Origin of the sequence: Ligilactobacillus sp. MP3 (assembly GCF_024436335.1) — a bacterium.
Lineage (GTDB): Bacteria > Bacillota > Bacilli > Lactobacillales > Lactobacillaceae > Ligilactobacillus > Ligilactobacillus salivarius.
This window is the reverse complement of record NZ_JANFQI010000017.1, coordinates 1-16,230: the sequence shown is the minus strand read 5'-3', so window position 1 is coordinate 16,230 and position 16,230 is coordinate 1. Positions and strand designations below refer to the sequence as shown.

Sequence of the window (16,230 nt, the reverse complement as noted above, 5' to 3'; positions counted from 1 at the left end):
AGGTGAGTTGACTGCACATGCTGAAGATGCAGCAGCTAAAGCAATTGCTGATAAATTGAAGCAAATGATTGATGAAGGTCATTACGGCATTGAAGCTGGCGAAGGATTTTATAAGTATCCACATCCAGCTTATGAATCAGCAGATTTTTTGAAGGTATAAAAGCATAAAAATAGTATCAGAGAAGGATATATTATCACTTCTTCTGATACTATTTTTTAATCTTCATCTTCTTGTTTTTCAGCAGCTAAACCAGCTAAGTTCAAGATGTTCCAAGGTTTATCAAAGCCAGGTTGGAAGAAGAAATCTTCATAAGCTAGATCATAAATTGTTTGCTTAGTTTTAATTGCAAGTGAGATAACATTGATATAAGCTGTTAAGTCATGCTTGGAAAGAATTTGACCACCTAAAATAGCTTTTGTATCTGGATCATAAGTCAATTTGAACCAAACATGAGCATTTTCTTCTTTAGGAACAAAGTCCATTCTGAAATCATCTTCGACTACTACTGAACGTACTTGCTTACCTAATTTTTGAGCAGTTGTGGCATTCAATCCACTTGAAGCAAATTTATAATCAAATACTGATAATGCAGAAGTTCCTTGTACTCCAGGGAAAGGATGGAGAGGTGCTTCTAAATTCTTAACTGCAAATCTACCTTGCTTACGAGCATTAGTTGCTAAAGCGACGTTCAATAAAGTATTTCCTGGATTGTATTTAAGTAATGTTGCATCGCCAACTACAAATACATCATCCGCACTTGAACGCATAAAGTTATCAGTCTTAACAATTCCATTTGGATACATTGCAAGTTCGCCTTTCAGCCAAGCTGTATTTGGTTTAACACCAGCAGCAACAATAACTAAATCTGCAGGATATTCACCCTTATCCGTTTTCACACCAGTAACGGTATTTTCGCCTAAATATTCTTGAACGAGTTGATTGCCATGAACGTGTACATTGTTTTGAGTAAGTTCAGGTTCAATTACATCAGTCAATTCCTTATCGAGATATGTAGCTAATGGTCGTGGTAACATATCTAGAACTTCAACAGATTTACCTGCCTTAGCAAATACTTCGGCAGCTTCGATACCAATATATCCACTTCCGATAACAACAACATTTTTAACATTGTTATCAAGAACTTTTTCTTTAAGTTTAACTGCCCAATCATGGCCACGCATATAGTAGACGTTTTCAAGATTTTTACCAGGAACGTTTAATTCCATTGGAACAGCACCAGGACTGAGAATTAGTTTATCATAACTTTCAGTTCTAACTTCACTTGTTTGTAAATCCTTAACTTCGATTTCGTGGTCTGCACTATGTAAGGCAATTACTTGTGTTTGTTCGAACAAACTTACACCACGACTTCGAATGGCTTCAGGAGTCATATAACGTACTTTATCAGCACTATCAACTTTGCCTTCCAAAAATAGCTGCATGCCACAAGATAGGAATGAAAGGAAGTCACCTTGTTCATACCATTGGATTTCTGCGTCAGGATAATCTTTTAATAAACCTTCAACCGCTTCGTAACCACCGTGTGATGAACCAACAACAATAACTTTCATGAAATCATCTTCCTTCAAAATATATTTTACACTATTTAATTATAGAACGTTTTCACAATATTTCAAGTTAAATTTTGCACAAACTATTATTTTTTTCGAATCAAATCGATTTGCTACGATTTCGAAATCGAATCACTTTTTTTGACTCAATTACGGAAATCGAATCAAAAAATCTGACTCGATTTGATAAATCGTTGCAAAATTTATGATAATAGTCAAAATTTTCTGCCTAATTTTTTTGGTAATTTCTAAATTTAAGTCTTACAATTAAATGAGCAGGAACAGATAAAATACGATGAGGTAAAGTAGAAATGAAAAATAAAATATTAAAAATAGGAACAACTTCAACAACAGAAATGTATGTACCACTACCATGGTTACCAAGTAATATTTATAGTGGAATTACAGCAGCCGAATTAGCAGCTTTTATGTTGTCTAAAGCAGATGAAGTTGCATTTCAAAAGGCACAAGAGTTAATGGAAAAGGATGGTTTACAAGTTCCAATCGTTTGGGTAGATGCTAGTGAAGATTTATCAAAAGAGGATTTGCAAAGTAAGGTAGCTCAAGCGGCACAACAGTATGAAACAGAAAATGTACCTGGATTTTTGCGTGATTTAATCAATTTTGCTGATGAAAATCCTGTTAGTTATACAACTCCGGGACATCATAACGGACAATTTTATGAAAAACATCCAGCTGGTGTAGTATTTAAAAAATTCTTTGGAGATAATATGTTACGAGCTGATGTAAGTGACACAGTGGCAGAATTAGGCGACACCTTAACTCATGGTGGAACGCCACTTGATTCTGAACAAGAAGCAGCGCAAGCATTTAATGCTGATAAAGTGTACTATGTAACAAATGGTACAACTAGCTCAAATACAATTTGCGCAAATGCTGTTTTATCAGAAGGAGACTTAGTATTATTTGATAGAAATAATCATAAATCTTTATACAATAGTGCCCTTATTATGACTGGGGCTAAACCTGTATATCTTCCAACAAGTCGTAATCCTTTGGGACTAATTGGTCCAGTAATTAGCGATGACTTAGATGAAGAAAAAATCAGAGATGAGATTGCTAAAGTTGATCCAGAAAGGGCTAAAGCTAAAAGACCGTTTAGAATGGCAGTCTTACAACTCGAAACATTTGACGGTGTTTTCTATAATGCAAAGTGGCTATTAGATAAGATTGGAAAACTTTGTGACTATGTTCTCTTTGACTGTGCTTGGGGTGGTTACGAACAATTTGTAAATATCATGAAGCAACTATCACCACTACAATATAAATATACAGCTGATGATCCTGGAATTTTAGTGACACAATCTATCCATAAACAACAAGCAGGTTTAGCTCAAACTTCGCAAATCTTGAAGAAAGATGCACATATTAAAGGACAAAAACGTTATGTAGACCATAAACATTTCAATAATGCTTATTTGAAATATGTAACAACTTCTTATTCCTATCCAATTTATGCATCATTGACAGTGAATACAGCTTTGGCTAAGGGTGAAGCACCTAAAAAATGGTGGGAAGAAGCTATGAAGAAGGGAATAAGATTTAGAAAAGCTTTGAATCGAAAATCTAAATTATTTAAGACCTTAAATGCCCAAGAAATAAATGAAAAATCGGAACAAGAATTAATGGATAACCTATCTTACTGGAAGATGGAAGAAACAGATGATTGGCATGGATTTAAAGGAATAGCTAAGGATGAAGCAATCATTAGCCCATTAAAATTAACTGTGGTTTGTCCTGGAATTAACTTAGCAACTGGTAAATACGAAAAAACAGGAATACCTGGAAAAGTTATTGGAGAGTATTTAATAGAGAAGAGAGTAATTACATGTAAGTCTGATTTGTATTCAACATTATTCTTGCTAACTCCTGGAGAAAGAGATGCTGATTTAGAAGCACTGTTAACCTCATTTTTAGAATTTGAAGAATATTACTTGCGCGATGCACCATTGGAACAGGTGTTACCACGATTAGTTAAACAAAATCCTAAACGCTATCGAGGTTATACAATTAAACAACTTTGCCAAGAAATGCATGAATACTATGCTAAAAATGAGATTTATAAACTTCAAAAGGAATTATTCTTAAAGAAAACTTTTCAAGATTATGAAATGACACCTGCCGAAGCAGATAAGTTATTCATGAAGAATGAAGGAGAGTTAGTAGACTTAGATGAGATTGAAGGAAGAATAGCTCTTGAAGGTGCACTACCATATCCACCAGGGGTATTTATTGTAGCTCCGGGTGAAAGATGGCAAAAGATTGATGTGGACTACTTTAAAATTTTAATGGGAGCTATTGATAAGTTTCCTGGATTTGATCCGGAAATACAAGGTGTTTACTTAAATAAAGATGCTGGAGTAACCAAAGCTCAAGGATTTGTATTGTAAATAGTAAAAAGCGACATTTTTTGTCGCTTTTTATTTTATCGAATTGTTCTTAAACCTATTAATAATCATAAGCAGAACGATTTTTAATTTTGAAAGTAACGGTTTTATCATCTGCATATGGTCCTACCTCTGTGTTAAGAAGGTAGTCTAAAAATCCAGAATTAAGATGGACTTTATCTCTATCCAAAGTTAGAAATCTAACATCATGTGTTTCAAAACCCTTGTTTCTCTCTTTTTCTATGCTTTTGATAGCTTCAGCGTTAACTTTATTGTCATCAGCTAACTTTCTAGCTTCTGTTGCTGTTAATATCTCTATTGGTAGAGAAGAGGTAATTTTATTTTGCTTAGGTGTGGTAAAGTCGATATTTAGTTTTACCATAGTGCCTTCGATAGATTTTATTACATAACTATTGTGTTCCTTTATTTCAGTAGTAAAACCTAGTTTTTCTAGTAATGCTGCAATTTGTGTAGCTATTGAATCAAAACAATAAATAAAGGTTGAGGCCTCACCTCTATCGGCATCTAAGCATATATTATTTGCAGCACAATTTAAAATTGCCAAATCTATATGGCTTGTTTCCATTGTAACTACTCCTTTCTTACTTCAAAATTAAGCAACTTAATATTATCACTTTGCTGGGATTTTCCAAGCAAAAATAAATTTATTAATTAGTTGGGCTAATTTAAACATTTACATTAAATTAAATTTTTTCTTAGATTTTTCTCATATATTTATTGACAAATGAGAAAAAGCACGTTAATATCTAAGTACAAATTGAATAAGACATAATAAACGATGATGAGAAGAGATCTGACAGAAGTATTATAAGAGAGCTTCGTAAGGTGAAAGGAAGTATACGGAGTCAGTGAGAATGGTCTCGGAGTTAGAGTAAATAGTGTAAGCTATTACTCCGTTAGAATACGATATAATTTAAGCTATTAAGCTAGTGAGGTTGTTTTAATTAACAACGAACTAAGGTGGTACCGCGGTTTTCGCCCTTATATTTGGGTGAGAACCGCTTTTTTATTTTTAGAGAAGGGGTTGATAGGAGATGGTTGATACACCAGCAATTAAGTTTGAAAACATCTCAAAGACATTCCAAACGGCTGATAATGAAGTCAAGGCTGTACAGAATGTAAATCTTGAAATCAAATCCGGTGAAGTATTTGGAATTGTCGGCTTTTCTGGAGCAGGGAAAAGTACATTAGTTAGAATGTTAAATGGATTAGAAAAACCAACGGAAGGTAAAATTCTTATTCATGGTAAGCGAGTAGATAATCTTGCCGGAAGAGACTTGCGTGAACAAAGAAAGAAAATCGGAATCATTTTCCAACATTTCAATTTACTTTGGTCACGAACAGTTTTGGAAAATATTACTTTTCCGTTAGAGATTGCAGGAGTTCCTAAGAGCAAAAGAATTGATAAAGCTAAGAAATTAGCAGAATTAGTAGGATTGGGCGATAGATTACATGCTTACCCTAGCCAATTATCTGGGGGACAAAAGCAAAGAGTTGGTATCGCAAGAGCATTGGCTAATGATCCTGAAATTTTAATCTCAGATGAAGCTACTAGTGCTTTAGATCCACAGACTACCGAAGAAGTGTTGGATTTACTTGAAGATATCAATAGAAAGTTAAATCTGACAATTGTAATTATTACTCACGAAATGCACGTTATTAGACGTTTAGCTGATAAGGTGGCAGTAATGGAAACAGGTAAAGTTATTGAAGAAGGTCCTGTTTCAGAGGTATTTACTCATCCTCAACAAGATTTAACCAAACGTTTTGTTAATGCAGAAGTTGATACAAACAATACTCCTGATGTTAAGGAAGTTGTAAATCAACTTTTAGAAAAATATCCACATGGTCAATTAATAGAATTGAGATTCCATGGAGACCAAGTTCAATTACCAGTAGTTTCGGAATTGGTCAGACAATTTCCAGAAGTGCAGTTAAGTATCTTGGAAGGATCAATTCATCAGTTGGCCGACAAAGCTCGAACAATTGGAACGTTATTTGTTCAGTTAGTTGGTAGCGATGAAGATATTCAAGAAGCTTTGAAGTTCCTTGAAACTTTAAGAGTGGAAGTGAGGGTGATAAGTAATGAATAATCAAGGTATACAGTCATATTTCCAGTTTAAGAATGTTAACTGGCCAGATATGTGGAGTGCAACTTGGGAAACAATTTGGATGACAGTCGTATCAATCGCTATCGTCGCAATTTTAGGATTATTATTAGGTCTGCTATTATTTGAAACTTCAGGTAGCGATAAATTATCGGTTAAGATTTTGAATGTTATTGTTGGAGTATTTGTTAATATTTTCCGCTCCATCCCATTTATCATTTTAATCGTATTACTGTTACCATTAACACAAGTTTTGGTTGGCTCAATTACAGGAGCTAAGGCCGGAATTCCAGCTTTAGTTATTGGTGCTTCTCCAATGTATGCTCGTTTAGTTGAAATTGCATTTCATGAAGTAGACAAAGGTGTTATTGAAGCAGCAGTAGCGATGGGAGCTAACAAATGGCAAATCTTATACAAAGTGTTAATTCCTGAATCACTACCTGCATTAGTTTCAGGGATAACAGTTTCAACAATTGCATTGATTGGCTATATTGCCATGGCTGGAGCAATCGGTGCTGGTGGTTTAGGACAACTTGCCTATACTGATGGGTTCCAATCCTACAACAATGCGATAACATTAGTCGCAACTGTAATTATCGTTTTAATCGTGTTTGTTTTCCAATGGTTAGGCGACTCAACAGTTAAGAAGATTGATAAACGTTAATTAAAGGATGTTAAACTCTACATCAAAAAGGTAGTTTATAGAAAAATAAAATTATGAGGTGAATGGATTATGAAGAAAAAAACAGTTTTTGGTTTAATTACATCAGTTGCAGCAGCTGCTTTCTTATTTACGGGCGTTTCTAAGGCAAATGCCGATACAACTTTAACAGTTGGGGCATCTCCAACTCCCCATGCTAAAATTTTGGAACATGTAAAGCCTGAATTAAAGAAGGAAGGCATCGATTTAAAGATTAAGAAGTATGACGACTACATTATTCCTAACAAGGCTTTGGCTAACAAGGAAATTGATGCTAACTACTTCCAACACACACCATTTTTAAATAACTGGAACAAGAAGAACAACGGTACATTAGTTTCAGCTGGTAATATTCACTTGGAACCAATCGGTGTATACTCCAAGAAGTATAAGAATTTGAAAGATTTACCAAATGGTGCAACGGTCAATGTTTCTTCTAATGTATCTGACTATGGTCGTATTTTGACAATCTTTAAGGATGCAGGATTAATTACATTAAAGAAGGGCACAAATATTGAAACAGCTAACTTTAATGATATTGCTACAAACAAGAAACATTTAAAATTCAAGCACTCTTTTGAAGCTAAGTTAATGCCTCGTTTATACAAAGAAGGTAAAGACGCTGCTTACGTAATCAATGCTAACTATGCTGTACAAGCAGGTTTAAATCCTTCTAAAGATGCAATTGCTCTAGAAAAGAAGAGCTCTCCATATGCTAACATCATTGCTGTACGTAAGGCTGACAAGAACAAACCAGCTATCAAGAAGTTAGTAAAAGTATTACAATCTGATGATACACAAAACTGGATTAAGAAAGAATTCAAAGGTGGAGTACTTCCAGCTAAATAATATCAAGAACTAGTAAAAATTACTGGATCTCAATTGATTGGGGTCCAGTAATTTTTTTACTTTTTTTGGAAAAAGTCGAATCTAGACACAGGACCAATTTTCTAATTTATACAAGTAAACGTTTGATTTGCATAAATTAGAAAATTGGTCCTGTGTCCAAATGTGGAAAATGGAATTATTTTAAAATTAATTTAGCCCTAAAGCCGCGACTAGCATAGTAGGAATCTGCACCATTATGATAAACGAAAGTTGTATCATAACGGCGATCACCAAAAATTGCACCACCAAGTTGACGAATTTTGTCAGGTGTAAGCAACCAACTCGAAGTTTTGAGGTCGACCGCTTGAATTTCTTGTAGTGAAAGATAGTCATCTTCGGTTAATAGATCCACTTGCCATTGCTTACAAATTTCACAAGCACTAGAAACAGGTGGGAATTTTTTTCTACTAACACGAGCAGATTTGTCGTAACACAAGCTTCTGCGTTCTTTAGGAGATTCTTTACAAAAATCAATAAAAACAATCTGGTTATTGATCTCAGTAACATCAGGTTCTCCCCCACTAGTTTCAAGGTAGGATAAGCTAGAAATCTTCTCGGAATCATTTTCTAATAAAGACGCGATTTCATCCCATTTTATATTAGGATGGCGATAAATATTTTTATTAAAACGATCTTCTAAAGTTTTAAATAAGTCATCTTTTGAGATTAAGTTATCAATAATTTTTCCATAACAGTTTACCTATGTTTTTTTTCTTGCTTTTCTAGTTGTTTCATACGTTTCTTATAGAAGTACGCAGTAAATACTATTGTTAATAATGCACATAATACAACAAAGTCAATGAAAAACATCACTAAAGTAACGACAGCACTAGCCCCACTAATAACTAACCATGCAGAAATGCCAATACAAATAAGAGTTAATATCAGAAGAATGCTAAAAGCGATAGTAGCTTTCTTTTTTAAGTTATCCATAATAAAAAATATCATCCTTTACAAACTTGATATGAGATATTATATCAAACTTATGAAGCAGTGCTATAATAGACAGTAAACAAACAAGAAAAATAATAAATGAATATGGTAAAATATAAATGGGTATATGGTGTGTGGTCTATTAATTTTTTATTAGTATTTGTGATTTTTTAGAACAAATAATAGTGAAAGGTGAATTTTTAAAATTCATTAGAGGGCGAGTTTATGTTAGGAAGGAAAAATATAAAATTAAGAAGAGAAAAATTTTATGATAAGAAGCAAGTTTATGGCTTGAAAAAGTTATCAATAGGGACAGTCTCTGTTCTTTTGGGAATGACATTTATTGTTTTTGATAATCACACAGTTTCTGCGAATACAACAGATGCCGTCCAAGAGTCTGAAAGTACAAATAGTAGTGCTACATCAATCCAAAAGAAGGCGCTAACATTAAAAACAAGTGCGACTTCAACATCAGATGTAAGTACAACAGATACAACATCTACCAGTTCAAGTACTACCAACAACGCAACAAGTAATGAAACAAATACAACATCAACTGCAACAAGTACGGCTACTACTTCTACTAGTGAAAAAAGTACAAGTAATAAAAATAATCAAGTTTCTAATTATACAACTGTAGAACTAGAAAATAATGCAACTATGAATAGTGCAGAAAATCTTGATGAAAATAAAGCTACATCAAGCATGCAAAATGGAACACGACCAGTTACTATACCAACACATACTACAACCTCTTCAACAGATGTTAACGGCTTTATTTTGTCAATCAATCGTACAACTGTCGGTAATGATGGTGATGCTGGAAAGGATTTAAATATAGTATTAACGGGTACCTTCCAACCAGGGGATATCTATACTATTAAAGTTCCAGTAACTAGCTTTGGAATTGATGATAGTGCTTATACACCTGAAAGATTGGGTGGTCAAGCTGAAGTTGTTAAGTCTGATGAAATCATTGATGGAGAAAAATACAAGGTATATAAAGTAATATCTAGTGGATCATATACAGTTACAGACGGACTTAGGATAGTAGTTCCAGATGGCAATAATTATACTGGACAGCCTAATGTAAATTCTTCAAATCATTTGGATCCAAATGGTCCAATTAAGAGACAAATATTTTGGAGTTATCAAAATAGTGATGATCCAAGTAAGGTAATTAATAATTATCCACTGGAATTTACTTCAACTGTTCAAACCTCTATGGCCCCAACTATTCGTCAAGTTAAGCCAGATCCCAAATATGTAAAGAATTTACGAGTAGATACAAGATATGATTTTGAAATTGACATCAATCAACCTACAGGGGTAGGAGAAAATGGTTATGGTTCAAATAAGGTTAATAATACTCAAAACTTAGGAACAACAATTACAGTTCCAGTACCTGGCAATTTTCTCCTTGATCCTCAAGCAAGTATGGATGCTAGCAAGCTAGGATCTAACAGCGGCGTGACTTTCACTCAAGATAAAGCTGGCGGTGATGTAATTATTACAATTCCGGCTGGTTCAGGAAGTCAATTTTACCAGTACGATACAGGTTATCATTTAGTAGGTAAGTTTATACAAACAATAGAGCCATTTGGTAAAAGAGATTACAGTGCAAATGGATTAATTACTGTTGATCAAAAAATAAGAACTACTGATGGAGAAAAAGATTTAACCGCACAAGTTAATAATCCGTGGACAGTAACTTTAGTTGGCCCTAAATTTACTCCTCAAGACGGTCAATTTGAAGTAGTAATAGCTGGAAACAATACAGCTAAGCAATTTACTCAAAGTCAGCCAACTAGAGTCGTAAATTACTTTGGATTTCAAAATTCTACCGCTATTAGTTACACAAATAGTTTGCACATCGATGCAGCATTCCCAGATGGATTAGATGTAACTGGGGTAAAGACTCCTGGAATCAATAATACTATGCGTCCAGGAACCACATCATATGCATATAATATTGAAACTAAGAGTGGCAAAATTTTATCAGGTGTAGTTAATGCAGGAGAGACAATTCTTGTACCAACAGGTGAATACATTCTTAAAGTAGATATAATACCTAATTATGTAGAAGTAGGTGCCTCTACAAAATATGGCGGTGCTGTAGATAATATTATTAAAGATAATATCGGAAACAGACAAGCAGATGATCCAGATATTTTTGAAGCATTAGGGACATTATCAGATGCAATGAATACCATGGCAGTAATTCCGCCTGATACAGTATTAACGACTAAGTTAGCGGTATTTTCACCAGACTTTAATAACAATACCTACCATACGCTTAGTATTGATCAAAAAGTTCAAGGATTGGATCAGTTGAAGGCATCAATTGGTGCATGGAGATATCAAACTAAAACAATGTATAATCCAAAAAATACAGATCCTAACTATTATGGAAAGTTTGATACTCACTGGTATGGAACGGGATATACAACTGATAGAATCTATGAGCCTATTATTTATTATGTTTTGCCCAAGTATTTTTCCTACTCTCGTGGTTGGGATGGCGTGCAGATAAAAACAAAAGATGATAATGGAAAAGTAGTAGTTCCTAAATATTCAACCTACGTAGTTGATGGACGACAGGTTATAAAGTTTGATTACACAGGTACTGGATATAGTTTGTATACTCGAAATGAATCCACTAATCAGATATTTATTATGATGGATCCAGATGCAGTTGCAGGCAAATATCCGTATGATGTATATATGTATACTCGAACAGGATTAATTAATTACAATACAAAATATACAAGTTCGAATGTTACAGATTTAGTAAATCAATATACTGGAAATGTGATGACAAGTAGTATTCCTGGAAGTTTATATAAACTAAATACGATTTATGGAAATTACTTTGTGGTTGATAAGCAAATTATCACTTATGTACCGGTAACATCACAAGGGAATCAAAATCCTAAGTCAGTTCTAGTAGGTACAAGTGATGATAAGGGAGATAACACTTTAAGTTACTACCTTAATATCGCCAACTATGATAGTAATGATCTTAGTGCAGCTAGATTGTTAATAGATTTACCACAAAAGAGTGATGGGGCAAGTAGCTATGATGTTCATTTATCAGGACCAGTTGTATACGATAAGAGTTATGGTAATTTATCAGAAAATGCGTATACTATTTTATACTCAACTAATACACAAGACTTACCAAATTCTTCAGTTAAGGGTACACAAATAAATTTAGAAGGATATATACCTGCTGATCAAGTAACAGATTGGTCGCAAATTAAATCAATTATAGTTGTATTTAATGAGACAATTCCTAGCCAAGATTATGTAGGACGTTTCATTGTTAAAGGGACAGATCCAACTTTCAAAGAAGATGCTGGAAAGATAGGGTATATTAAAGTTGCTCTTACTGGAGATAATTTCTCACCATTTACTGTCAATAATAGTGGAATTAAGATTCAAGGAACATCGACTGTTACAGCACGACTACATTATCGAGATGAGAATGGGGTTGACAAGTACATTGATATTCCAGCGATGACAAAAACTTATTCAGATAATGTTGATACCCTTAAAAGTAGTGACTTTAGTGCAAGTAGTGTCCCAGCAGATATGATTCCAAAAGGATACGAGGTATCAGGCTCGCCACAATTAATTATCATAAATAAAGATGATGTAAATAATGCAGCAAAATTTGATAGTTTAGTTAGGTACTATTTTGATGGGGATATTGTGCAATTTGAATTATCAGAAATTGTAACTACAGAAACTAAGAAAGTAACACAAAATGTTTATTATATCTATGACTCTAGTTCTGCTAAATATCAAGCTGGAGGTACCAACCTTGATAACGCTATTGTTGTTAATGGGCAGAAAGTTTCTCCAACAACCGTAACATATACTGTTACACGTAAAACTCATCAAGCTTCTGGAAAGAAGGAATATATCGTAGTAAACGATGAAACTGGTGAAGCATTAACGGTTGATAGTAACGGTAACTTTGTAATTCCAGGAGTTACAGCAATTCCTAGTTTGCCGGGTTATACAGCAAATGGACTTGATATAACTAATGCGAAAAGCAATACTAATTTTAATATTGATAATCAATTTCTAGCTAATACTGGAAGTGAAATAGATCTAAATAAGACGATTGCGTACACACCAAATAGTCAAAACTTGTCATATAGAATGTATAATACGACACAAAAGAAGTGGATTGCTGATAATCCAATTCCATTTATGAACGGTAAAACAGATGATGTGATTGATGGTGGGATTGAAGCTTTAACTAAAAAAGTTCATGATTTCCTAGTCCCTAACGCTTATATTCTTAATAGAGTTAACTATTATGATGTAACAACTGGTAACTTTGTTGATTTTACAGATGAACCTGGAACTGAAGGAAATTATGTTTTGAAAGTACCAGCAAACTTTAATAGTGATAACAGTAAAAATATAATTACTTTGTATGTAAGCGACCCAATATCATACAGTGCAGAAAATAAAGTAGTTACACGTACAATCACTTATCATGATAAAGATGAGAATAACGCGTTAATTAATGCTGCTAATGCGAATATTAATAAGGATACTTATCCAGATATTACTACCGATAAAATTACGTTTACACGTTATAAAGTAATTGATAAAGTTACGGGAGATGTTCTAGGCTATTACAAGCCTAGTCAGATGGAATCAGTCAATGGTGAGTTAGTCCCTAAAGCTGGGGAAGACTATATTCCATATACCAGCGATACAGCTAATGCAAGTTCTGCTTTCGAAATTTTGGTTAATGGTGCTTATACTACAAGTGCGAAATTTGGAGATGTTACACCTTATGATTTAACTAAATATGGATATCAGCCAGCAGTTGATATGAATGGTAATACTCTAACCATAATCACTGGTAGAACAGTGCAAGTAACTACAAGTAATTTTGAAGAATATGTCTTCTATAAACATCAATGGGCTAATATTAACCCTAATACTAAGCCACAAGAAGGGCAAAAAGTAGATAGTACTGATCCTAATAGTCCAGTCTATCCTAAGAATTCGTATGATTCAAAAGATAGTATTAGCACTGTTAAACGAATTATTCATTACGTATATGCAATAGGAACTAAAATTGATGGAGTAGACGTTAGCAGAAAGCCAGTCAATGGACTTAGTGATACAATTCAGATGATAACTTATTATCAAGATGCACAAATTGATTTAGTAACAGGTAATATTAACTATCTGGGAACTTGGAAAGCTGTGAAATCAGAAATTACGCAGAATGGAGTCACAACAATAATTCCAAATTACAATCAATTTACAGAGGTAACTTCTCCAGAAATTGATAATTATAAGCCGGTCCAATCTACCATAGATGCGTTGACACCAAATAGACAGGACAAAACTTTAGATGTATATGTAATCTATGTGCCAAATACAACTTCAGTCGTGGTAAATTATTTGGATCAAGACAATGCGAATGGTGTAATTTTTGCTAAAACTTTGAATGGATCTCATGGTGATAAAATTGATTACACTACTACTGATGAGATTAAGACTTTAGAACAAAAAGGCTATGAGTTAGTTGATGATGGTTTCACCGATCAAACTGGTGATAAATACTATGATTCATCTAAATCACAAACTTGGACAGTTTTATTGAAACATAAAAAAGTAGTAATTACAGCTGATGATCCACATAGTAGTGATGAAAATCTTACTACTCCAGATGGCTATCAACATAATTATCCAAGTGGTATAAGTGAGCAAGATTTAAATACTACGGTTAGTCGTGAAGTTGACTTTAAATACAATCAAGGTGTTTACCGTAATGGTACAGATGTCAGTGGACAGCAAGCAGTTGATGATAATGGAAACTTGATTGAGAATGTTGTGCAGAAGGTTCCTTATGTAAGAACTGCAACAATAGATTTAGTAAAATTAGCTGATAATAATCAAGCTAATACTGCAGTTACTTATAGTAATTGGGTAGCTAAAGATGGAGGCGGTGGTGATTTTGCTTCATTTACGGTACCTGAGATTAAGGGATATCACGCTTCAATGCCAATAGTACCTGAAGTGACTCCAATAAAAGATATTCAAGGAAAGCCACAAAATGCAAAGAACTTGACTGTATTATATGATGCTGAAGATCGAACTATTAAAATTGTCTTTGTAGATGGAGATGGAAATGTTGTTGAACCACAATATCCAATTACTGGTAAAACAGGCGAGACTGTTCCAGTAACTGATGGAAAGGGTAATCCAATCAAACCTCCAATGGGTTGGAAATATAAGTATCCAGATGATCCTGATAAAGTGGTTCCTGGAACAATTACTTTAACCCCAGATGGAACGCCAGAGCTTAAAATTCCAATAGAACATACAACGGTTAGAGTTGATCCAAATGATCCGCATGAAGCAAATACAGGACATAATCCTGATAATCCAATTAGACCATATCCAGCTGGTGTTGGTAAGGATGATTTGAACCATACAGTTACTAGAACAATAATTGTTCATATGCCAGACGGTACAACTAGAGAAAAGAAACAAGAATTGCTTTTCCAACGTTGGGCAACTGTTGACGAATTAAATGGGAATGTTACTTATGATCCATGGTTACCTAAGAATGGAACAACTTTTGAAGCTGTACAAGCAGAAGATATTGTTGCAACACCAAGTGGTTATACTCCTGGACAAGGAGCTCCAATGGTAGAAGGAATAACTGAGGAAAGTGAAGATTCAACTTTTGATATTGTATATACTCCTAATGATCAACATGCAGTATTAAGAATTGTGGATAATGATACTACTATTAATGGCGAACCAAAGGAAATATTTACAACATCTGCCACTGGTAAATATGGTACGATCATTAATTTTGCTGATTTAGATAATGAATTAAATGACTTGAAGTCTAAAAATTATCAAGTTGAAAATAATTTTAATAAGGAAACTAAATATCAGGCAGATGATGCAAATAACAAATTTGTTATTCATTTATCTCATAAGAAAATCGTTGTTGGGGGCGGGCTTTCTGTTAGAGAAAAAATTTCTTATATTTATGTTGATAGTAACAATGATAAACATTCTATTGCAGATGATTATATAACTGATGTCGGAAGTAGGGTAACATTTACTCAAACTGGTACATTAGACTTGGTAACAGGTAAATACGTTTGGAATCATGATTGGAAAGTTGAAAATAATAAGTTTGATACTGTTTCTAGTCCAGAAATTCAGGGATATGTAATTCGTCAAGGTATGGAAGAGATTCCTGCACAAGTGGTTTCGATATCTGAGAATGGTGCTATTACAGTTAATGATGATAAGTTGGGCGGAAAAATTAGTAAAATTTCTGATGATGGTTCAACGGCAACTTATTTTGTATCATACGAGATGTATTATGATGCAGCTGACCAAAAGACAACTGTCACTTATGTAGATGATGATTTAGCTGGAAAAGTGGTTGGTTCTATACGAGAAATTACAGGTAAAACATTTGAAAGTGTAAAAACTAATATTACTAATCCAGATAAAGATAAGTATGAGATAGTAAATGAGAACCAAATTCCAAATGAGATTGTATTTGGAACACATGGCTATCCAGCTATAACTG

At 33.9% G+C, this 16,230-nt stretch carries 9 protein-coding genes and 1 pseudogene; 6 read left to right on the top strand and 4 right to left on the bottom strand.

What is annotated here, in order from left to right; all coding sequences use genetic code 11:
- Nucleotides 1–160: pseudogene (locus NOU10_RS08935) on the top strand (3-hydroxyacyl-CoA dehydrogenase); the annotation flags it as partial.
- Nucleotides 161–216: 56 nt separating this feature from the next.
- Here the strand turns inward: NOU10_RS08935 and NOU10_RS08930 are convergent.
- Complete coding sequence (locus NOU10_RS08930; protein ID WP_255906633.1) at nucleotides 217–1,572, bottom strand: FAD-dependent oxidoreductase; 1,356 nt, start codon at nucleotides 1,570–1,572, stop codon at nucleotides 217–219.
- A gap of 311 nt (nucleotides 1,573–1,883) precedes the next feature.
- Here NOU10_RS08930 and NOU10_RS08925 point away from each other — a divergent pair, with 311 nt between their 5' ends.
- Nucleotides 1,884–3,983, top strand: coding sequence for a putative ornithine decarboxylase (locus NOU10_RS08925; RefSeq protein WP_255906632.1), 2,100 nt, complete (start codon nucleotides 1,884–1,886; stop codon nucleotides 3,981–3,983).
- A gap of 58 nt (nucleotides 3,984–4,041) precedes the next feature.
- Here the strand turns inward: NOU10_RS08925 and NOU10_RS08920 are convergent, their stop codons facing one another.
- Nucleotides 4,042–4,566, bottom strand: coding sequence for a hypothetical protein (locus tag NOU10_RS08920; RefSeq protein ID WP_255906630.1), 525 nt, complete (start codon nucleotides 4,564–4,566; stop codon nucleotides 4,042–4,044).
- 469 nt (nucleotides 4,567–5,035) lie between these two features.
- Here NOU10_RS08920 and NOU10_RS08915 point away from each other — a divergent pair, with 469 nt between their 5' ends.
- The 3 genes from NOU10_RS08915 (at nucleotide 5,036) to NOU10_RS08905 (ending at nucleotide 7,658) form a co-directional block, all read left to right on the top strand.
- Nucleotides 5,036–6,094, top strand: a complete 1,059-nt coding sequence (locus tag NOU10_RS08915; protein WP_161022833.1) for a methionine ABC transporter ATP-binding protein — start codon at nucleotides 5,036–5,038, stop codon at nucleotides 6,092–6,094.
- Nucleotides 6,087–6,773, top strand: a complete 687-nt coding sequence (locus tag NOU10_RS08910) for a methionine ABC transporter permease (RefSeq protein WP_003700817.1) — start codon at nucleotides 6,087–6,089, stop codon at nucleotides 6,771–6,773. Before NOU10_RS08915 ends, NOU10_RS08910 begins: the two co-directional genes overlap by 8 nt.
- Nucleotides 6,774–6,842: 69 nt before the next feature.
- Nucleotides 6,843–7,658: a MetQ/NlpA family ABC transporter substrate-binding protein gene (locus NOU10_RS08905; RefSeq protein WP_255906629.1), complete on the top strand. Its 816-nt coding sequence runs from the start codon at nucleotides 6,843–6,845 to the stop codon at nucleotides 7,656–7,658.
- Between the two features lie 175 nt (nucleotides 7,659–7,833).
- Here the strand turns inward: NOU10_RS08905 and NOU10_RS08900 are convergent, their stop codons facing one another.
- Nucleotides 7,834–8,364 (bottom strand): DUF4256 domain-containing protein, encoded by a 531-nt coding sequence (locus NOU10_RS08900; protein ID WP_255906634.1) that lies wholly within the window; start codon nucleotides 8,362–8,364, stop codon nucleotides 7,834–7,836.
- Between the two features lie 29 nt (nucleotides 8,365–8,393).
- Nucleotides 8,394–8,630: a hypothetical protein gene (locus tag NOU10_RS08895; protein WP_255906628.1), complete on the bottom strand. Its 237-nt coding sequence runs from the start codon at nucleotides 8,628–8,630 to the stop codon at nucleotides 8,394–8,396.
- Between the two features lie 225 nt (nucleotides 8,631–8,855).
- Here NOU10_RS08895 and NOU10_RS08890 point away from each other — a divergent pair.
- A partial coding sequence (locus NOU10_RS08890; protein ID WP_255906627.1) for a YSIRK-type signal peptide-containing protein occupies nucleotides 8,856–16,230 on the top strand: 7,375 nt, incomplete at its 3' end.

What these genes read in the sequence shown, in the direction of transcription:
- NOU10_RS08930 (WP_255906633.1), bottom strand. Translation starts at nt 1,572, where the DNA reads ATGAAAGTTATTGTTGTTGGTTCATCACACGGTGGTTACGAAGCGGTT.
- NOU10_RS08925 (WP_255906632.1), top strand. Translation starts at nt 1,884, where the DNA reads ATGAAAAATAAAATATTAAAAATAGGAACAACTTCAACAACAGAAATG.
- NOU10_RS08920 (WP_255906630.1), bottom strand. Translation starts at nt 4,566, where the DNA reads ATGGAAACAAGCCATATAGATTTGGCAATTTTAAATTGTGCTGCAAAT.
- NOU10_RS08915 (WP_161022833.1), top strand. Translation starts at nt 5,036, where the DNA reads ATGGTTGATACACCAGCAATTAAGTTTGAAAACATCTCAAAGACATTC.
- NOU10_RS08910 (WP_003700817.1), top strand. Translation starts at nt 6,087, where the DNA reads ATGAATAATCAAGGTATACAGTCATATTTCCAGTTTAAGAATGTTAAC.
- NOU10_RS08905 (WP_255906629.1), top strand. Translation starts at nt 6,843, where the DNA reads ATGAAGAAAAAAACAGTTTTTGGTTTAATTACATCAGTTGCAGCAGCT.
- NOU10_RS08895 (WP_255906628.1), bottom strand. Translation starts at nt 8,630, where the DNA reads ATGGATAACTTAAAAAAGAAAGCTACTATCGCTTTTAGCATTCTTCTG.